This is a genomic window from Streptomyces sp. NPDC001443, from assembly GCF_053597355.1.
Genome location: NZ_JBSFIA010000018.1, coordinates 76,022 through 94,565, shown reverse-complemented (window position 1 = coordinate 94,565; position 18,544 = coordinate 76,022). Strand labels below are relative to the sequence as shown.

Annotated in this window: 18 protein-coding genes; 4 read left to right on the top strand and 14 right to left on the bottom strand. The window is 71.1% G+C overall.

Going from position 1 to position 18,544, the window contains the following annotated elements; genetic code table 11:
* Position 1: 1 nt before the first annotated feature.
* Positions 2–361 (bottom strand): NADH-quinone oxidoreductase subunit A, encoded by a 360-nt coding sequence (locus tag ACWC24_RS20230; protein ID WP_007383963.1) that lies wholly within the window; start codon positions 359–361, stop codon positions 2–4.
* Between the two features lie 789 nt (positions 362–1,150).
* Between ACWC24_RS20230 and ACWC24_RS20225 the strand changes: the two genes are divergently transcribed.
* Positions 1,151–1,951, top strand: a complete 801-nt coding sequence (locus ACWC24_RS20225) for a C40 family peptidase (RefSeq protein ID WP_450664198.1) — start codon at positions 1,151–1,153, stop codon at positions 1,949–1,951.
* Positions 1,952–2,053: 102 nt separating this feature from the next.
* On the opposite strand, the gene ACWC24_RS20220 is transcribed toward ACWC24_RS20225, so the two are convergent.
* Positions 2,054–3,391, bottom strand: a complete 1,338-nt coding sequence (locus ACWC24_RS20220; protein ID WP_450664197.1) for a geranylgeranyl reductase family protein — start codon at positions 3,389–3,391, stop codon at positions 2,054–2,056.
* 47 nt (positions 3,392–3,438) lie between these two features.
* Here ACWC24_RS20220 and ACWC24_RS20215 point away from each other — a divergent pair, with 47 nt between their 5' ends.
* Positions 3,439–3,945 carry a GNAT family N-acetyltransferase gene (locus tag ACWC24_RS20215; RefSeq protein ID WP_450664196.1) on the top strand — a complete coding sequence of 169 codons (507 nt, stop codon included), beginning with the start codon at positions 3,439–3,441 and terminating at the stop codon, positions 3,943–3,945.
* Positions 3,946–4,082: 137 nt separating this feature from the next.
* The gene (locus ACWC24_RS20210; protein WP_450664195.1) at positions 4,083–4,421 is read left to right on the top strand and encodes a PASTA domain-containing protein; all 339 of its coding nucleotides are present in this window, start codon (positions 4,083–4,085) and stop codon (positions 4,419–4,421) included.
* A 50-nt stretch (positions 4,422–4,471) separates the two neighbouring features.
* Here the strand turns inward: ACWC24_RS20210 and ACWC24_RS20205 are convergent, their stop codons facing one another.
* Genes ACWC24_RS20205 through ACWC24_RS20190 form a run of 4 tightly spaced genes read right to left on the bottom strand, consistent with a single transcriptional unit; the run spans position 4,472 to position 9,230 of the window.
* A complete protein-coding gene (locus ACWC24_RS20205; protein WP_450664194.1) occupies positions 4,472–5,167 on the bottom strand; it encodes a demethylmenaquinone methyltransferase in 696 nt (231 codons plus the stop codon).
* A gap of 58 nt (positions 5,168–5,225) precedes the next feature.
* Positions 5,226–6,605 (bottom strand): acyltransferase family protein, encoded by a 1,380-nt coding sequence (locus ACWC24_RS20200; protein WP_450664193.1) that lies wholly within the window; start codon positions 6,603–6,605, stop codon positions 5,226–5,228.
* Positions 6,602–8,905 carry a bifunctional polysaccharide deacetylase/glycosyltransferase family 2 protein gene (locus tag ACWC24_RS20195; protein WP_450664192.1) on the bottom strand — a complete coding sequence of 768 codons (2,304 nt, stop codon included), beginning with the start codon at positions 8,903–8,905 and terminating at the stop codon, positions 6,602–6,604. Before ACWC24_RS20195 ends, ACWC24_RS20200 begins: the two co-directional genes overlap by 4 nt.
* Before the next feature lie 19 nt (positions 8,906–8,924).
* Positions 8,925–9,230 (bottom strand): hypothetical protein, encoded by a 306-nt coding sequence (locus tag ACWC24_RS20190; RefSeq protein ID WP_450664191.1) that lies wholly within the window; start codon positions 9,228–9,230, stop codon positions 8,925–8,927.
* A gap of 392 nt (positions 9,231–9,622) precedes the next feature.
* Here ACWC24_RS20190 and ACWC24_RS20185 point away from each other — a divergent pair, with 392 nt between their 5' ends.
* Complete coding sequence (locus ACWC24_RS20185) at positions 9,623–10,675, top strand: chitinase (protein WP_450664190.1); 1,053 nt, start codon at positions 9,623–9,625, stop codon at positions 10,673–10,675.
* A 42-nt stretch (positions 10,676–10,717) separates the two neighbouring features.
* On the opposite strand, the gene ACWC24_RS20180 is transcribed toward ACWC24_RS20185, so the two are convergent.
* From ACWC24_RS20180 to ACWC24_RS20145, 8 genes are all read right to left on the bottom strand, one after another.
* A complete protein-coding gene (locus tag ACWC24_RS20180; protein WP_450664189.1) occupies positions 10,718–11,359 on the bottom strand; it encodes an amidohydrolase family protein in 642 nt (213 codons plus the stop codon).
* 7 nt (positions 11,360–11,366) lie between these two features.
* Positions 11,367–12,581, bottom strand: a complete 1,215-nt coding sequence (gene mqnC, locus ACWC24_RS20175; RefSeq protein ID WP_450664188.1) for a cyclic dehypoxanthinyl futalosine synthase — start codon at positions 12,579–12,581, stop codon at positions 11,367–11,369.
* A gap of 155 nt (positions 12,582–12,736) precedes the next feature.
* Positions 12,737–13,471 carry a prepilin peptidase gene (locus ACWC24_RS20170; protein ID WP_450664187.1) on the bottom strand — a complete coding sequence of 245 codons (735 nt, stop codon included), beginning with the start codon at positions 13,469–13,471 and terminating at the stop codon, positions 12,737–12,739.
* Positions 13,468–16,440: a BTAD domain-containing putative transcriptional regulator gene (locus ACWC24_RS20165; RefSeq protein WP_450664186.1), complete on the bottom strand. Its 2,973-nt coding sequence runs from the start codon at positions 16,438–16,440 to the stop codon at positions 13,468–13,470. Before ACWC24_RS20165 ends, ACWC24_RS20170 begins: the two co-directional genes overlap by 4 nt.
* A 91-nt stretch (positions 16,441–16,531) precedes the next feature.
* On the bottom strand, positions 16,532–17,056 hold the full coding sequence (locus ACWC24_RS20160) for a hypothetical protein (RefSeq protein ID WP_450664185.1): 525 nt from the start codon (positions 17,054–17,056) through the stop codon (positions 16,532–16,534).
* A gap of 47 nt (positions 17,057–17,103) precedes the next feature.
* Positions 17,104–17,565 carry a TadE/TadG family type IV pilus assembly protein gene (locus ACWC24_RS20155; RefSeq protein ID WP_450664254.1) on the bottom strand — a complete coding sequence of 154 codons (462 nt, stop codon included), beginning with the start codon at positions 17,563–17,565 and terminating at the stop codon, positions 17,104–17,106.
* A gap of 44 nt (positions 17,566–17,609) precedes the next feature.
* Positions 17,610–18,089 (bottom strand): TadE/TadG family type IV pilus assembly protein, encoded by a 480-nt coding sequence (locus tag ACWC24_RS20150; RefSeq protein WP_450664184.1) that lies wholly within the window; start codon positions 18,087–18,089, stop codon positions 17,610–17,612.
* Complete coding sequence (locus ACWC24_RS20145; protein WP_450664253.1) at positions 18,090–18,509, bottom strand: TadE family protein; 420 nt, start codon at positions 18,507–18,509, stop codon at positions 18,090–18,092.
* Between the last annotated feature and the right edge of the window lie 35 nt (positions 18,510–18,544).

Below are 18,544 nucleotides of genomic sequence, written 5' to 3'. Positions count from 1 at the left end.
CTCAGTCCCATTCCAGGCCGCCGCGCCGCCACACATAGGCGTAGGCGACGAAGACGGTGAGCACGAAGAGCAGCATCTCCACGAGCCCGAACACACCCAGGGCGTCGAAGGTGACGGCCCACGGGTAGAGGAAGACGATCTCGATGTCGAAGACGATGAAGAGCATCGCCGTCAGGTAGTACTTGATGGGGAAGCGCCCGCCGCCGGCCGGCGTGGGGGTCGGCTCGATGCCGCACTCGTAGGCCTCGAGCTTGGCCCGGTTGTACCGCTTCGGACCGATCAGCGTGGCCATGACCACGGAGAAGATCGCAAAGCCTGCCCCGAGGGCTCCCAGTACGAGGATGGGCGCATACGCGTTCACCGCTCCTCGCTCCTCTCAGTCGGCACTGACTGGTGGCGGTTGCGTCGGACCCGGGACCCGCCTCACCGGTCCCGCGAACCTCGCCCGTCCGGGCGAAGATCGCGAACATGTGAAGCAGGTCACAAGCCCAACCGCCTCGCATCTTATGCCTGCCGGTCTGTGATCTGCGACACGGGGTATTGCACAAGCTTTGTGATCTCCACCACCTGACGAAGGATCATGAAGTCGGATGAGCGGTGATCTTCACACTTGAAGCGTCCGAGTGGTCACCAGAGGTGACATTTTCCCGCGTCTGCGCAGGTGATCGAGGTCGTCTCCATATCAAGAGGCTTCCCTTGCATGCAAATTGGCGCCACGCCCGACCCCTTGATAAAGGGCGGCATTCACACATCAGAGGGAGCCGGGCAACGCGATGTGGACGCGTGCACGCGTTCACGAGCCCGCCCGGGCGCGAACCGTCGGCACGCACGGAGCGCCACCCCTCGCGCGGGGACACCGCTCTCGCGCGAGACGCGGCCGCCCCGGTGACCGTTCCGTGACCTCCGCCACATCCATGAGAGGCCCATGAGAACCGGGCTTGGCCAACGGTCCTCAGCGATGGTAGGTCGCGGGCAATTCGGACGTAACCGCGAAAGACCGTGATCACAGGCTTGATCACCTGTGTCCGCAATGTCCGTTACGGCGTCAATAAGGAGTGGCGCGAACGGTATTGAGGGGTCCTGTTGAACAATTGTGGCGCAGCACACGTTGCTTGTAGGTATGGAGGAGCCCCTGATACCGGTAGTACCCATGTCCCACACCGCTCACATACGCAGCCACCGGAAGCCCCGCCGCAGCGCGTCGACGATCGCGATGCGGGCCGGAGTCGCCGGCGGCGTCCTCGGCACCCTGGCCGTCGCGGCATCGGGCGCGGCCAACGCCGCCGAGCCGGTGACGCAGACCTTCGAAATGCCCACCCTCACCGGCGACCTGGTCGCCCAGATCGCGCAGTCCGCGGACGCCACGCAGCAGGCCGCCGCCGACTACCAGCTCCGGGCCGAGCGCGACGCGGCTGCGGCGAACGCCGCGAAGCAGGCCAAGGCGGACCTGGCCGAGGCGAAGCAGAAGGCCGAGGCGGCCAGGAAGAAGGCTGCCGAGACGGCCCGCAAGGCCGCCGCGGAGCGCGCCTCGCGCGACTCGGCGCGGGACACGCTCAGCACCTCCACGGCCACGCAGGCGAGCACCTCGACGGCGACCGGTTCGGCCGCGGCCGTCATCGCCTTCGTCAAGGCCCAGGTCGGCGACGCCTACGTCTCCGGCGGCACCGGCCCCAACTCGTGGGACTGCTCGGGTCTGGTGCAGGCCGCCTTCAAGCAGGTCGGCATCGACCTGCCGCGCGTCTCCCAGGACCAGTCGGTCGCCGGCACCCAGGTCTCGCTGAGCAACCTCCAGCCGGGCGACATCCTGTACTGGGGCAGCGCGGGCAGCGCGTACCACGTGGCGGTGTACGTCGGCGACGGCATGTTCGTCGGCGCGCAGAACCCGTCCACGGGCGTCGTGATGAAGCCCCTGTCGTACGACCCGCCGAGCGGCGCGGTGCGCATGCTCTGACGCGCACAGCCGTACGGGGTGAAGGGCCGCAGCCGCTCGGGGGCAGCGGCCCTTCCGGCATGAAGGGGTCCCGGTCCTGGGCCGGGACCCCTCCTCACCGGGTCAGGCCTTCGGGGCCACCTTGCTCAGGCCGTTGATGATGCGGTCCATCGCGTCGCCGCCGGTCGGGTCGGTGAGGTTGGCGAGGAGCTTGAGGGTGAACTTCATCAGCATCGGGTGGGTCAGACCGCGCTGGGCCGCGATCTTCATGACCTTCGGGTTGCCGATGAGCTTCACGAAGGCGCGACCCAGCGTGTAGTAGCCGCCGTAGGTGTCCTTGAGGACCCGCGGGTAGTGCTGGAGGGCCGTCTCGCGCTGCCCCGGGGTCGAGCGGGCGTGGGCCTGGACGATGACGTCGGCCGCGATCTGGCCGGACTCCATCGCGTAGGCGATGCCCTCGCCGTTGAAGGGGTTGACCAGACCGCCGGCGTCGCCGACGAGGAGCAGGCCCTTGGTGTAGTGGGGCTGGCGGTTGAAGGCCATGGGCAGGGCCGCGCCGCGGATCGGACCGGTCATGTTGTCCGGGGTGTAGCCCCAGTCCTCGGGCATCGACGCGCACCAGGCCTTCAGGACCTCGCGCCAGTCGAGTTCCTTGAAGGAGTCCGAGGTGTTGAGCACGCCCAGACCGACGTTCGACGTGCCGTCGCCCATCCCGAAGATCCAGCCGTAGCCGGGCAGCAGCCGGTCCTCGCCCGGACCGCGGCGGTCCCACAGTTCCAGCCAGGACTCCAGGTAGTCGTCCTCGTGCCGCGGCGAGGTGAAGTACGTGCGCACCGCGACCCCCATCGGGCGGTCCTCACGGCGGTGCAGTCCCATCGCCAGGGACAGCCGGGTGGAGTTGCCGTCGGCGGCCACCACCAGCGGGGCGTGGAAGGTGACCTCCCGCTTCTCCTCGCCGAGCTTGGCCGTCACGCCGGTGATCCGGCCGGTGCGGTCGTCGACGACCGGGCCGGAGACGTTGCAGCGCTCGAACAGACGGGCCCCCGCCTTCTGGGCCTGGCGGGCGAGCTGTTCGTCGAAGTCGTCGCGCTTGCGGACGAGTCCGTAGTCGGGGAAGGAGGCGAGTTCCGGCCAGTCGAGCTGGAGGCGGACGCCCCCGCCGATGATCCTGAGCCCCTTGTTGCGGAGCCAGCCGGCCTCCTCCGAGATGTCGATGCCCATCGCGACGAGTTGCTTCACGGCGCGCGGGGTGAGCCCGTCGCCGCAGACCTTCTCGCGCGGGAACTCGGTCTTCTCCAGCAGGAGTACGTCGAGGCCGGCCTGGGCCAGGTGGTAGGCGGTGGCGGAGCCGGCCGGCCCCGCGCCCACGACGATCACATCGGCGGTGTTGTCGGAGAGTGGCTCGGTCACGGCGGGATCTCCCCAAGGTTCGAAATCTGCGTGCCGACCGGCACTGGACATGGGCAGTCTATTCAGCAGAATTGATCACCCGGCTGAAGGGCTGCCCCGTGAACCGACCTCTGCCCGTCGTGCACCTGCGCGTCCCCACCGACGAGGACGCCGTCGCCTGGCATCGGATCTTCGACGACCCCGATGTCATGGAGTTCCACGGCGGCAGATCCTCGGAGTTGTACGTCTACGAGGAACTCACGGCCCGCCAGCGCCGGCACGACGCCGAACGCGGCTTCTGCCTGTGGACGATGCTCGACGAGTCCGGCCGGGTCATCGGCTTCACCGGGGCGCAGCCGTGGCCGCAGGAGTGGGGGCCGAAGGGCGAGATCGAGATCGGCTGGCGGCTCGGGCGGGAGCACTGGGGCAAGGGGTACGCGACCGCGGCCGCGCGGCTGACGCTGGAGCGGGTGCGTGCGGCGGGGGTGGAGAGCGTGGTGGCGATGGTCCTCTCCCAGAACGCCCGGTCGATCGCGGTCACCCGGCGGCTGGGCATGAGCCTCGCCGAGACGTTCACGACCCCGACCTCGAAGAAGGAGGGGCACTGCTACCGGCTCGCGCTGTGAATCCCGGCAGCAGCAGGCGACGCGGCAGGCAACACAACAGGTAACTCTAAGTAAGTATTCGTTACAGAAAGCCACTTGGAGCTTCCGGACGGCACCCTCGGGCGGTTACTCTGCCAGTACCGCTGGGGGTGACACCTGTGCGCTTGACACCCAAAACGCCTGAAGTGCGCGTACCCAAGCTCGTCGGTCTCATGGCCGTGGACGCCCGCGAGACCGCCGCGGCGCACGGCTTGCTGCTGGCCGCACCCGACCGGCCCGAATTCCATCGCACCGTCGTCGACTACGTCGTACGGCAGTACCCGCCGCCCGGTGTCGAGGTGCCGCGCGGTGTCGTCGTGACCGTGTGGTTCGACCTCGGCGAGGGTGAGGGCGGCGGAGGCGCCGGCGTGCGCGAGCCGCGGATCCCGAACCCCACCGGGGGCGGGATGCAGCGCGAGTTGGGCGAACCGGGCGGCGCCTTCGAGGTGACCAGGTAGCAGCCGGGGCAGGCGCGCCCCGTGCCTCAGGCCTGCTTGAGGCCCGTGCCTCAGGCCTGCTTGAAGCCCCGGTGCAGAGCGACGATGCCGCCGCTCAGGTTCCGCCAGGCCACCTTCGACCAGCCGGCCCCGCGCAGGCGCGCGGCGAGTCCGGCCTGGTCGGGCCAGGCGCGGATGGACTCGGCGAGGTAGACGTACGCGTCGGGGTTGGAGGAGACCGCGCGGGCGACCGGCGGCAGCGCGCGCATCAGGTACTCGGTGTAGACCGTGCGGAACGGCGCCCAGGTCGGGTGGGAGAACTCGCAGATCACCACGCGGCCGCCGGGCTTGGTCACCCGGTACATCTCGCGCAGCGCGGCATCGGTGTCCTGCACGTTGCGCAGTCCGAAGGAGATGGTGACGGCGTCGAAGGTGTCGTCCTTGAAGGGCAGCCGGGTCGCGTCGCCGGCCGTGAACGGCAGCCAGCCGTTGCGCTTCTTGCCGACCTGGAGCATCCCGATGGAGAAGTCGCAGGGGACGACGTAGGCGCCGGTGCGGGCGAAGGGGAGCGACGACGTCGCCGTACCGGCGGCCAGGTCGAGGACCTTCTGGGCGGGGCGGGCGTCCACCGCCTTCGCGACCTCCTTGCGCCAGCGCCGGTCCTGACCGAGGGACAGCACGTCGTTGGTGAGGTCGTACCGTTCCGCCACGTTGTCGAACATCGAGGCGACTTCGTGCGGCTGCTTGTCCAAGGATGCGCGGGTCACCGGCCCATTGTGGCAGTACGGGCCGGACGCACCCACGCCCGGCCCACCCACCGACGTGTCACGGCAGCAGCCTCGGCCTCTTCTTCGCCGCCACGTCCTCGACCCAGCCGCACAGCAGCACGAAGACCGCTATCAGGATCCAGCCGATGCCGAACATGAACCACTGGCTGTCCAGCGGCAGCCACTTCTCGAACGCGGGCACGTCCCAGAACCGGTCTATCAGCGGCACGGCGAGGATCAGCGCTATCTCGTGCCACAGATAGATCGTCACCGCGCGGGCGTTGAAGACCGTCACGAGCCGGTCCAGCCGGCGGAACCGGGCGAGGCCGGCGAAGTCGACCGCGAAGCGCGCCTTGAAGTACATCAGCAGCGCCACGAACCCGGCCGACCAGAAGGCCTGCGCGAGCGGTATCTCGTCCAGGTCGTAGGTGCCGAACTCGCCCTGGTGCGAGAGCGCGTACCAGCCCCCGAAGACGATCGCGGCGAGCGAGAGCACGACGACAACGGCCGGTCGCAGCCGCTGGAGCACGCCGTCGCGGTGCGCGAAGCCGAGGATCCAGCAGAACAGGTACGTCGCCAGGTCCCACAACGCGCTGCCGAAGCGTCCGTCGGGCGGCGACCAGACGAGCTGGAGGACCAGGATCGGGGCCAGGGAGGCCAGCAGGACCGGCACCGGGGCCGCCCGGAACACCCTGAGCAGCACCGGGGACAGCAGCACGAACCAGAGGTACGTCCGCAGGTACCAGAGGATCTCCCACGCCTGCGTGCCCCAGGCGTTGCCCGGCGGGTCGCCCAGCGGCACGATCCAGTAGACGATCTGCCAGCCCGGCATCCAGTCGTGGAGCAGCATCGCGAGGACCACGAAGAAGCCCCAGAACCAGAACGGCGGCATCAGCCTGCGCAGCCGGCTCCTCACGACCTTGGCCGCCGGGCGCTCCAGAGACTTCGCCATCAGGGTGCCGGCCAGGCCGAACATGATCCCCATCGAGGGGAAGACCATCCCCGCCCAGGCCCACCCGAAGGTGTGATACGCGACCACGCGCACCAGCGCCACGGCGCGCAGGGTGTCGAAGTAGCGGTCACGGCCGGCCTGTTTCGGCACGGGCGGGGACGTCTCCTCCGCGACGACGGGAGCCTCGGCCTCGGGCTCCGCCTCCGGCTCCACCTCGAGCTCGGACTCCACCGTGGGCAGCGTCGCCGTCGGGTCGGCCGTCGGCTGCTGCTGCCCGTACCCCGCGCGCTGCTGGGGGTACGGCTGCCGTACGTACCGCTGCGGCTCCTGACCGCCGTACCCGTACCCGTACCCGTGCGCCTGCTCGTACCCGTACCCGGGCTGCTGCCCGTACCCGTACCCGGGCTGCTGCGGCTCCTGTCCGAACCCCTGCCCCGGCTGCGGATGCCCCTGCCGGTACGGCTGCTGCTCCGCTCCCCAGCTCATCGGCTCGCCCCTGCCGGAGTGCCGACCTCGCCTGTGCGCTTGAGCTTCTGCCAGCGCAGCCGGCCGCCGGTGAGCGCGGTGATGCAGGAGTGGATGAGGACGAGGTACATCATCTGCCGGTAGGCCAGCTGCTGGAGCGGCATCATCAGCAGGTAGCGGTACTTCTCGCGGTCGAGCCGGAACGCGTACGCCGCGCACGTGAGCTGGACCGCCAGCACCGCCAGCCAGGCCAGCAGGGCCGCCCGGAAGTCGATGAAGATCATCGAGTAGACGGTGAACACGTCGATGAGGGGCGCGAAGACCGGGGTGACGATCTGGAAGATCACCACCAGTGGCATGCCGACCCGGCCGAAGCGGCCCGACGGCCCGTTGTCCGTCAGGGACTTGCGGTGCTTCCACAGCGCCTGCATGGTGCCGTACGACCAGCGGTAGCGCTGGGACCAGAGCTGCTTGAGCGAACCGGGCGCCTCCGTCCAGGCCTTGGCGTGCTCCTGGTAGACGACCCGCCAGCCGGCGCGGTGCATGGCGATGGTGATGTCGGTGTCCTCGGCGAGGGTGTCCTCGCTCATCCCGCCGACCTCCAGCACGGCGTCCCGGCGGAACGCGCCGATCGCACCGGGGATGGTGGGCATGCAGCGCAGCAGGTCGTACATGCGGCGGTCGAGGTTGAAGCCCATCACGTACTCGATGTGCTGCCAGGCGCCGATGACCGTGTCGCGGTTGCCGACCTTGGCGTTGCCCGCGACCGCGCCGACCTCCGGGTCGGCGAAGGGCTGGACGAGCTGGTGCACGGCGTCCGGCTCGAAGACGGTGTCGCCGTCCATCATCACGACGATGTCGTGACTGGCGCTGCGCACACCGTTGTTGAGGGCGGCCGGCTTGCCCGCGTTCTCCTGCCGGACGACCCGGACGTTCGTCATGCCGAGCGACTCGGCCGCGGCACGGGCGATCTCGGAGGTGCCGTCCGTGGAACCGTCGTCGACGACGATGATCTCGATCGGATGGGTGCTCTGCGCCAGCGACTTCAGCGTGTTGGCGATGCACTCCTTCTCGTTGTACGCCGGGACGATCACGCTCACCGGACGGGTCACCGTCGGCCCCCAGCCGAACCGGCGTCTGTTGCGCTGCCGGTAGTGCCGGCGGGCGAGGATCAGCATCATCCCGAAGCGGCCCATGACGGCGACGCCCACGACCATGAGCCCGACCGAGAGCACGGGCACCGTCCACTCGGCGACGGCCACCGCCACGATCAGGGCCTTGCCCTCGTAGAGGGTGGCGCCGGTGGCCCGCCGGTGCGCGGCCTGGAGACCGGAGGTGGTGCTGCCGGTGTCGCCGCCGCCGTTCGGCGGGGTCCCGGTGGGCTGACCGCCGGTCGCACCCGCATCGGCGGCACCCGCCGCCTGCTGCCGGCCCGCCGCCTCGTCCTTCTGCATCACGCCGCTGATGGTGGTGAAGGTGTAGCCCTTCGCCTTCATCTTCTTGATGTACTTCGGCAGCGCCGCGATCGTCTGGGAACGCTCGCCACCCGCGTCGTGGAACAGGACCGACGCACCGTCGGTGCCGCTCGGCGTCGCCCACTGGATGATCTTCGAAACGCCCGGCCGCTTCCAGTCGTCGCTGTCGGTGTCGACGAAGACGCTGGTGTAGCCGTCCTCGCCGAGCCTCTTGTAGACGGGCCAGCTGTAGTTGTCGATCGCGTCCGTCTCGGAGGAGTACGGCGCGCGGAACAACGTCGTCGTGATGCCGGCCGCGCCCGCCAGGGCGAGCTGAGTCTGTTCCATTTCCCGGTCGACCCGGGCGCCGCTCTGGTACGAAAGGTCGACATGGGTGAAAGTATGGATTCCGACCTCGTTGCCCTGTTCGACCATCGTCTTCACGATGCCCGGATAGCGCGAGACCATCGAGCCGACCAGGAAGAACGTGCCGGGCACGTCGTTCTCCTGAAGGATCTTCAGGACCTGGGGCGTCCAGGTGGGGTTCGGGCCGTCGTCGAAGGTGAGGGCGATCGTCTTGTCCGGCACCGAGACGCTCGTGGCCTGCCCGCCCCGGAAGGTGAGGATCGGGCCGCCATCGAGGATCTTCTCGGGGACCTTGCTCGAACTCGCCCCGTCGCGCACCCGTTCGTCACCGCCGACCTCGGCGCGCAGATAGCCGTCGAGCAGCATCACGCACGTCAGGGCGAGCAGGAGCAGCAGAGCGAGGATGACACGGGGTTTCTGGAGGGCGGCGGCCCGGCCGGCCGCCCGCTCGATACGGGTGGGGGCGCGGCGCCGGCCACGGGGGGAGGTCATGGTCGTCATGGGGGTGGCTGCGTTCCCGTCAGTTGGCGGCCGCGGCGGCGGACGCGGACGAGGTCGGGTCGGCGGCGCCCGAGGGCAGTGCCGACGGGGTGCCGCCGGGGCGGCCGATCCGGTTGCCGACGCCACCGTCCGGCCGCAGGCCGCCGGGACCCTGCACGCTCTGCGCCGTGCCCCCGAACGGCAGGAGCGAGGACGGGTTCAGCGAGGTGCCCCACCCCATGAAGGCGGCGCCGAGCACACCCGCGTACGCGAGGCAGACCACGCCCAGGAGGACGCCGATCCGACGCAGCAGCTTCGATCTGCGTCCCGAGTTGTCAACGAACACGGGCCCCTCGGCGGAGGCGTTGCCGCGTTTGCGACGGCGACCACGATCGGCGCCACGACTTTCGATGGCAGTCTCTGAATGCATTCCACGGATATTAGGGACGCTTTATGTGCCAACCCCTTCGGCTTCCCTGTGAGCAACCCATGAGAGGCGCCCCAACCTGTCTTTTAACCAAGAGAAACCATAAATCCCGGCGCCCCCTGTCGCCCGCATGGGCGCATCGAATACCCCTTTCGTACGGGCGTTTCGCCCGCCTTGCCCACACCTTTCCATGAAATTCCTGTGAGATATCTGTGCGCGAAAGACCACAGCGTGATGTGAGACATTTCCATACGGCAATCACGCTTTGTTTCCATCCTGAGACAGAAATCACGAGAGCGGGTGCATACGCAATGAGGAGTTTTCTGCGGCCGATGGCCGGGCTGGCCTGCCTGTTTGCCATGGCCACGGCGGGCTGCTCCGCGGGGACCGGCGGCACGTCGGACGCGGCGGGCGCGGCGCCGGAACGGTCCGACTCCTCCCCCTCGGCTCACGCCTCGGACAAGGGTTCGGGGGGTGCCTCACAGACCCCGTCGTACGAGCCGTACGTCAGCGCCGAACAGGCCTCCGCCAACGACTCGGCCGGCTCCCCGACGACGTACAACCTGGCTTTCGTGATCTCGGACGGCAGCAGCTGTACGCCGAAGTGGAACGGCACCTCGGCCATCGGGGACCCGGCGGTGAAGTCCCGGATCGCGAAGCTGACGGACTCCGGCGCGAGTGTGCGCGTCTCCTTCGGCGGGGCCTCCGGCAAGGAGCTGGCGTCGGTCTGCGGCAGCGTCTCGAAGCTGGCGGACGCCTACGGCCAGGCGCTGGACGCGGCGGGGGCGACCCAGGCCGACTTCGACGTCGAGGGCACCCAGCTGACCGACTCCGGCTCGGTCGCCCTGCGCTCCCTGGCGATCGCCGAGTTGCAGAAGGACCGGCCCGACCTGCGGGTGTCCTTCACCCTCCCGGTCATGCCCAGCGGCCTCGACGCCGACGGCCTGGCGCTGCTGAAGTCCGCCAACAAGTACGACGTCCAGGTCTCCGTCGTGAACATCATGACGATGAACTACGGGGAGTCGTACACCGCCGACATGGGCGACTACGCCCTCACCTCGGCCAAGGCCACCCACACCCAGCTGAAGGAGGTGTTCGGGCTGTCCGACGCGGCCGCCTGGCAGGGGATGGCCCTCACTTCGATGCTCGGCGTGAACGACGTCGCCAACGAGACGTTCTCGCTGTCGGACGCGGCCCAGGTGCGGACGTTCGCCGAGGAGAAGGAGATCGCCTGGGTGTCCATGTGGTCCACCTTCCGCGACCAGCAGTGCGAGGACGGCCGGGCCACGCAGGACGACGCGGCGACCGACTGCTCGGGGGTGAAGCAGAGTTCGGGGGCGTTCGCGGAGGCGTTCTCGGGCTGAGGCCCGGATCACCGGCGTCGATGCCACCCGGATCACCGGAGGTCACCGGCGCCGGTGCACCAGCCGTCCCGCGACGACGGTCGCCACACAGGTCGCCGCCCCGCGCTCCAGCAGCGTGGCCTCGTCCGGGACGTCGAAGACGGCGAACGTCGCGACTCCGGCGGGCAGCAGGGGTGCCACACCGACTTCCGCGAGGCTTCCGGCACCGGCCAGCGGGTCCAGGGACGGCGCCCCGGCGGGCGGCACCGGGCGCTCCATGGTGAGCAGCCCCGCCCGGCGCACCGCGTCCAGCACGGCCGGCCGCGCCAACTCCCCCGCCACCGCGACGGTTCCGTGCGCCAGCATCCGCTGCACGCCGCGCCGGGCGCTCGCGCCCCAGCGGGTGTCGGTGGGCGCGAGCACGGCCAGCGCCTCGCCGGTGAGCGGCTCGGTGCCCAGCTCGTCGGCCTCGCGCGGGTCGGGATGGTAGGCCCGCTCCAGCAGTTCGGGCCCGTACGGATTCAGCAGCCCCGGCGTGAGCAGTCCCGGCCAGCGGCGGACGCGGGCCGTCGGGTGCCCGGCCGCCAGCTCCGCGTACGGGCCGACGGCCGCCAGCTCCCGGCCGTCGACGAGCACCGCGCCGTCCGGCAGGGCGGGCCGCCGGTCCCCCGGGATCAGCAGGTCGGCGGCGTGGATCGTCAGCACGTGCGGGTCAGTTGGAGGCCAGCAGCTTCAGTTCGGGATGTGCCGTGCCGCCCTCGATCGCCGTGGAGGAGATGTGCGACATGACGCGCTCGTCCACGGGGTCGTTCGCCGGGTCGTCGTGCACGACGATGTGCTCGTACGTCGTGGTCCGCTGGGCCGGGACCCGGCCCGCCTTGCGGATCAGGTCGATGATCTCCAGGCGGTTGGAGCGGTGCCTGGCACCGGCGGAGGAGACGACGTTCTCCTCCAGCATGATCGAGCCGAGGTCGTCGGCGCCGTAGTGCAGGGAGAGTTGGCCGACCTCCTTGCCGGTGGTCAGCCACGAGCCCTGGATGTGGGCGATGTTGTCCATGAACAGCCGCGCGATGGCGATCATCCGCAGGTACTCGAAGAGCGTGGCCTGGGTGCGGCCCTTCAGGTGGTTGTTCTCGGGCTGGTAGGTGTACGGGATGAAGGCCCGGAAGCCGCCCGTACGGTCCTGGACGTCACGGATCATCCGCAGGTGCTCGATGCGCTCGGCGTTGGTCTCGCCGGTGCCCATGAGCATCGTGGACGTGGACTCGACGCCCAGCCGGTGCGCGGTCTCCATGATCTCCAGCCAGCGCTCGCCGCTCTCCTTCAGCGGGGCGATGGCCTTGCGCGGCCGCTCCGGGAGCAGCTCGGCGCCGGCGCCGGCGAAGGAGTCGAGTCCGGCCTGGTGGATCCGGGTGATGGCCTCCTCGACCGACACCTTCGAGATCCGGGCCATGTGCTCGACCTCGCTCGCCCCCAGGCTGTGGATGACGAGCTGCGGGAACTCCTTCTTGATGGCGGAGAAGTGCTTCTCGTAGTACTCGACGCCGTAGTCCGGGTGGTGGCCGCCCTGGAACATGATCTGGGTGCCGCCCAGTTCGACGGTCTCCGCGCAGCGGCGCAGGATGTCGTCGAGGTCGCGGGTCCAGCCCTTGGCGGTGTCCTTGGGAGCCGCGTAGAAGGCGCAGAACCGGCACGCCGTGACGCACACGTTCGTGTAGTTGATGTTGCGCTCGATGATGTACGTGGCGATGTGCTCGGTGCCCGCGTACCGGCGGCGGCGTACGGCGTCGGCGGCGGCGCCCAGCGCGTGCAGCGGGGCGTCGCGGTAGAGGACGAGCGCCTCCTCGGGCGTGATGCGTCCGCCCGCCGCCGCACGGTCGAGCACGGCTGTGACATCAAAAGACGTGGGCTCGGCCTTCTCGGTCACCGGAGCATCCCCTTCGTCACGGGTTGTGGACGGACCGAACCAGCCTACGCCAGGCGTTTTCCCGCCCCGGCCGCACCCGCCCGGTACGCCGTCGAACCCGGCCGCGGAGGTCGGCGGAAGCGACGGCGGCACTCGGTCCGAGCACGCGCACGCCCTCAGGCCGAGTACGCGCCGATCAGCAGCCCGGCGAACGCTCCCGCGATCAGGAACGGCCCGAACGCGATGGACGTCTTGCGCCCGGCACCCCGCGCGACGACGAGTACACCCCCGTACACGGCCCCGGACAGGAACCCGGCGAAGGTGCCGAGCAGCACCGTCGGCCAGCCGTACCAGCCGAGGACCGCCCCGGCGCCGAGCGCCAGCTTCACATCGCCGAAGCCCATGCCGCCCGGGTTGACGAGGAACAGCACGAAGTAGCCGCCGCCGAGGGCGAGGGCGCCGTACAGCGCGGTGAGCCAGGTGCCCGCGTGCTCGGGCGCGAGGGCGGCCGCGCCGAGCAGGGCGAGGGCGGCGGCGGCGAGCGGGAGGGTCAGCGCGTCGGGCAGCCGCTGCACCCGGAAGTCGACCACCGCCAGCAGCACGCCGACCGGCGCCAGCAGCAGCCAGACGGCGAGTTCGGGCCGGGTGCCGGTGGCGGCGGCGAGGGCCGCGCAGACCGCGGCGGTGGAAAGGGCGAGGAGGGACACGCCGGGGCCGTACCGGGCCTCGGCGCGGGGACAGCGCGCGCACCGCGCCGGTCCGGTCCAGCCGCGCAGCGGATGCCCGCCCGGACACTCCCCGCGCCACGGCTCGCCCGACGGCACGGAGAAGCGATGGGCGGCCCGGGGCAGCAGCGCGCCCGTCGCCGCACCCCACAGGGCGGCGACGAGGACCAGCGCGGTGGTGCTCATCCCGCCTCGGCGACGCCGTCGCGCCAGGTCGGCAGCAGCTCGTCGAGGAGCGCCTCGGTGCGCGGCGGCAGACCGCGCGCGCCGCTGCGCCCGACGAGGTCGGCGGCGAGCACGGTGAGCCGGTCCGTGTCCTCGGTGGCGTGCGTGGCGCGCAGCAGCTCGTGCCAGAGCCGCTCGTCGTCCGAGGCGGTCCGCACGGCCGCGTCCAGCGCCTCGATGGCCTTCTCGGCGCGGCCCTTCTCCAGGTGGAACTCGGACAGCGCGAGCCCGATGTCGGCTACGAGCAGCGGCAGTTGGGCGTCGACGATCTCGTGGGTGAGCCAGCGGTAGCGGCCCTCGGCCCGGTCGGCGAGCAGCGGTCCGCGCACCAGCACCAGCGCGTCGGTGAGCAGCCGGCCGCGCACGACCCGGCTGTCGACGCCCTTGCCCTGAGTCGCCTCGTGGTAGAGCGAGCGCAGCACGTCCAGGTCGGAGACGACGGACCGGGCCAGCGTGAGCCGTCCGGCCGTGTCGGCGGTGAGCCGGGGCGAGCCGTCCGGGTCGGTGCCGAGCCAGGCCCGCAGCCGCTCGATCAGCGCGTCGCGGACGTCGTCGGTGACCCCGCGCGGCCACAGCGCGGAGGACAGCACCCGCGGGTGCACTCCCTCGCGGTGCAGCAGCAACAGGGCAAGCGCCTCGTGCAGCAGCGCGCTGCGCTCGTCCTCGGGTGCGTCGAGACCGATGATCTCGTACGAGCCCACGAGGCGCGCGTACACGGCGGGACGGCCCTGCTCGCTGATGTCGACCAGGAACGGCGGGGTCGTCGTCGGTCCGTCCGGGCCGTGCTCGGGGTCCGCCTGCACGAACAGCTCGACGACGGCCCGCTGTTGGGCCACCGGGAGCATCTGGGCGGCCAGTTCCAGGCCGAGCAGCGGGGCGCGCAGGGTGCCGTCGCCGCTGATCTCCATCTCCCAGGCGGCTCCGGGCAGTTGGCCGGTCTCGGTGCCGACGAGATAGCCGATGCCCAATCGGCTCGCGTCGGCGGCGAGTTCGGCCAGCTTGACGGCGTCCTCGGCGGACGGCTGGGCGGCGAGCAGCACCAGGTGCGGGGCCCAACGGGTGTGCTGGGCGGGGCCGGTGCGTCCGGTGAGGACGGAGTCGTGCCCGGCTGCGCCGAGCGCGCCCCGGCGCTGCCGGGTCTCCGCCTCCATGGCCTCGACGAGCGCCTCGATGCCGTCGAGGTGTCGCAGCCGGTTGGGCGCGAGCGGGGTGAGGTCCTCGCCGAATCCGACGAGCGTGATCGTCATCCGGTCCGACCAGCCGTTGGTGGCGAGTTCGGCGGCGACGGAGGCGAACACGGCGGCCCGGTCGGCCTCGCGGCCACTGAGGGAGACGATGCCGGGCACGGCCTCCAGGTTGAGCAGCAGCCGCGAGTCGTCCATGGTGCCGAGGCTGACCAGGCCGGGGTAGGGGGCGGCGGTGTCGAGGTCGTCGTAGCGCGCGGCCTCGGCGCGGGTCAGCACCCAGAAGGTCTGGTCCTGCCCGAGCTGCCACGGCGCGGGCGGCTTGCCCGCGGGCTGGGCGAGCTGGAGGTGCAGGTCGCCGTTGCTGAGCCAGGCCGCGTACACGGTGGGCAGGGCGCGCGACTCGTCGGCGAGCGCGGCGGACAGGCCGCGCAGCGAGCGGTCGAGGAGCCGTACGCCCTCGGGGTCGGCGCCGACGAGCAGCGCGTCCTGGACGTCGAGGGCGTCTCCGGTCGGGGTCGACGGCTCCATGCCACGACGGCCGCCGACGGCCCCGATGGCCGACTGCCACAGGGCCTGCCGGCGCCGGCGGCCGAGCGCGCCGAGCAGACCGGCGGCGAGCAGCGGCGCGCCGAGCAGCGCCTCGGGCAGTCCGAACGCCTGGTCGCCGGAGTCGGCGGAGGCCGTCGGCCCGTGCTGCCGCGCACCGTCGCCCGCGGGCCGCTGTGCGGGCAGCGACGCCCGTGAGGCACCGGCCCCGCCGCCCTGCGCGTGGTCCCCGCCCTGCGCCTGGTCCCCGCCCTGCGCCTGGTCGCCGCCCTGCGCCTGGTCGCCGGACTTCGCGTAGTCGTGGATCTGCTGCTGGACCTCGGGCGAGACCGCGGCGCCGGCGTCCGGCATTTCCACGAGGTCACCGCCCCGCGCATCCCCTGGCATCTCCATGATCCAGCCGGGCCTGATGAGACTGGCCTCGGACAGCCGAGAACCGTCCGGCTGCACCCGGTCCTTGTTGAGCTGGTAGATCTCCTTGTACCGGCGGCCGTCGCCGAGGTGACGCTGGGCGACCTCCCACAGGGAGTCGTGGTGGCGCCCCTCGGGCGGCTGGATCCGGTAGAACTTCGTGGCGCCCGCCTTGGCGGTACCGCTGTCGGCGTCGGCCTGCGCGTGGGACGCCTGCTCGGCCAGGGCGGCAGCGGTGGACGCGGCCTGCTCCTGCTGCTGCGCGAACAGTCCGGGCGTCGCCTGCGCGGCGGCCACGGTCCCCTTCTGGTTGCCCTCCATGCCGTGCCCGAGCTGCGAGAGCCCCGGGGTGAAGCTGGCCGCCGTGGCCCCGACGAGCAGCAGCGCGGCGACGAGCTGGCGGGCGAGCAGCTGGCTGGGCCCGGACCCGGGCACCCGCCCCGGCACGCCCACACCCGACGCCGCCGCCTTCACCTCGACGAGCACGCACGCCGTGAACTGCGCCCAGGCCAGCCAGACCACGACGGTCAGGATGTGCAGGAACGTCGTGACGGTTATCTCCTGCTGCAGCCAGTCGAGGCTCGGCGCCGAGCTGGGCAGGGGCCACCCGACCTCCACGGCCAGCGCCCCGGGCACGCCGACGACCAGCGCGAGCAGGGCGACGAAGGCGAAGAACGCCTTCACGAAGTCCCCGAACGTACGCCGCCGCAGCCGCACGGGCTGCGGCGTGCGGTTCCGCGGGCCGGTCGGGCTTCCCGTGGAGCTTGGAGTACTGCGTCGCGCCATGGCGGGTGTCCTGGGTGGTGTGGAGACGGGGGTGAACTACGTTGAATCTTATGGACTGCCGCTGACACCGGGTAAGGGCGGCGACAGCGCCCTAGCCGACGCCGAGCGCCGCGCCCAGCGCGGTGAGGAACGCCGTACGGTCGCGGGTCGGGATCATCAGCGCCTCACCGCTCCGCGTCGCGAGCACCGCACTGTCCATGCCCATCGGAACGGACCAGCCGCCGCCCACCAGACGGGGGTTGCCGAGGTCGGCTGCGCGCAGGCCCGGGACCGGGGCGTCGACGGCGCCCGCGGAGGCCGCGAGGCGCTGGACCGCGCCCGGCCGCGCCTGCCCGGCGGCCTCCCGCACGGACACGGGGTCCAGGTCGGCGAGCGCGATCCGCTCCCGGCCCACCCGCAGGGTCTCGTCGTCGATCCGGATGCGGTTGTAGAAGTACTTCGACAGCGGCACCGCGTTGAAGGGCACCCAGATCAGCACCAGGAACATCGCCGACACCGCGAGCCACAGTCCGAGGTCGTCGGGCAGGCTGCCCACGGCCATCCAGGCGACGCCGACGACGTACAGGACCGTGGTGACGGTCAGCCACGTCTTGGGGATCTTCTCTTCGTACCGCATGGGGGATTCCGTTCCTCTGCTTCTGCTGCTCGGCTGGGCGGGGCCGGTCAGCCGACCTCGTTCTCCGCCACCGCCTGGCCGTGGACGACCACGTTCCCGCCGTAGAACATTCCGGTGAACACCGGCGAGTACGTCAACTGGATCTCGACCTGCACCCGTTGGGCGTCGGCCGCGACACAGTGGCTGGCGGCGATGTCCGCGCCGGTCATGTCCATCTCGCGGGCGAAGGTCTTGACCCGCGTGTCGCAGTTCTCGAAGTTGATAGGCGCGGGGCCGTTCTCGTTCTCGTAGAGGGAACCGCGGTCTATGTCCTGGGCGGCGAACCGGGCCGCCTGTTCCGCGATGTCGGCGGCCCGTTCCCGCTTGGAGATCGACAGGCCGCCGTCGATGACGAACGCCGACAGGGACAGGAAGACCAGCGCGAAGATGATGACCGCGCCGGCACCGGAGCCGCGGTCGTCGTCCAGCCGCGGGCGCCGGGCGGCCCACCAGCCGCGGCCCGCGCGCACGAGTCCTCGCGCACCGTCCTCGGGAACGGGTCCATGGGTGAGTCTCACGCCGTCCTCCGGAACGGGTCCAGGGGCGAGCTGAAGCTCGCCGTCAGCGTGGTCGGCACGTCCAGGCCCAGCATCGCCAGGCCGCGCACCTCGCAGCTCACCCGGACCGTGAAGATGGTGTCGGGCTCGAAGCCCGCGCTGGTCTGGGTCACCGACACCGGACCGGAGCACACGTCCGTCAGGTCGGCCTCGGCCGCCCTGCGCGCCTCGGCCATGGCCGTCCCGTGGTCCTTCTGGATCGACCCCGCGCGGGCCGCGTCCCGGGCCGCTCCGTCGAGCGCGCCCCGGCCGTCGACCAGCTGCCCGAAGGCCACCAGCACCAGGATGAACAGGATCATCACCGGAGCCAGGATCACGACCTCGACGGTGGACAGACCGCGGTCGTCGCCCCGCACGTCCCGCGAGACCCATGCACTCCGGACGGCCCGCGCGGCCCGCGTACGGCGCCTGCCCGGCCCGGGAACCGAGGAGCCCATCTAGTTCCCCCCGTCCCGCACGAACCGCTCCACCGGCCCCGACGACTGCGCGTGCACCGTCAGGTCCAGCCCCGGGAACACCGTCGGCACCCGGGCCGTGATCTCCACGCCCACGGTGTTCTGCTCCGGCTGGAGCAGGGACACGTCGGGCGCGAGCACGAGCTGCGGGCCGAGCTGTCGGATGTAGGTGTCGACCACGCCCCGCGCCTCGCCCCGCCACTCGCCGGGGTGCTCGTCGGCGGTGGCACGGGCCTTGCGGGCCCCGGCCTGGGCGGCGGCCTGGGCCACGTGGTCGGCGAAGAAGTACAGCGCGAACTGCACCGTAGCGAAGATCATGAAGAACAGGACGGGAGTGAGCAGCACGAACTCGATCGCCGTCATGCCCGAGTCGCCGCGGGTGGATGCCGCCTCACGCGTCATCGCCACCCTGCGGCGTATCCCTCTGCCCACGCCCA

What these genes read in the sequence shown, in the direction of transcription:
- ACWC24_RS20225 (WP_450664198.1), top strand. Translation starts at nt 1,151, where the DNA reads ATGTCCCACACCGCTCACATACGCAGCCACCGGAAGCCCCGCCGCAGC.
- ACWC24_RS20220 (WP_450664197.1), bottom strand. Translation starts at nt 3,391, where the DNA reads ATGTCCAGTGCCGGTCGGCACGCAGATTTCGAACCTTGGGGAGATCCC.
- ACWC24_RS20200 (WP_450664193.1), bottom strand. Translation starts at nt 6,605, where the DNA reads ATGAGCTGGGGAGCGGAGCAGCAGCCGTACCGGCAGGGGCATCCGCAG.
- ACWC24_RS20195 (WP_450664192.1), bottom strand. Translation starts at nt 8,905, where the DNA reads ATGACGACCATGACCTCCCCCCGTGGCCGGCGCCGCGCCCCCACCCGT.
- ACWC24_RS20185 (WP_450664190.1), top strand. Translation starts at nt 9,623, where the DNA reads ATGAGGAGTTTTCTGCGGCCGATGGCCGGGCTGGCCTGCCTGTTTGCC.
- ACWC24_RS20170 (WP_450664187.1), bottom strand. Translation starts at nt 13,471, where the DNA reads ATGAGCACCACCGCGCTGGTCCTCGTCGCCGCCCTGTGGGGTGCGGCG.
- ACWC24_RS20165 (WP_450664186.1), bottom strand. Translation starts at nt 16,440, where the DNA reads ATGGCGCGACGCAGTACTCCAAGCTCCACGGGAAGCCCGACCGGCCCG.
- ACWC24_RS20160 (WP_450664185.1), bottom strand. Translation starts at nt 17,056, where the DNA reads ATGCGGTACGAAGAGAAGATCCCCAAGACGTGGCTGACCGTCACCACG.
- ACWC24_RS20150 (WP_450664184.1), bottom strand. Translation starts at nt 18,089, where the DNA reads ATGGGCTCCTCGGTTCCCGGGCCGGGCAGGCGCCGTACGCGGGCCGCG.
- ACWC24_RS20145 (WP_450664253.1), bottom strand. Translation starts at nt 18,509, where the DNA reads ATGACGCGTGAGGCGGCATCCACCCGCGGCGACTCGGGCATGACGGCG.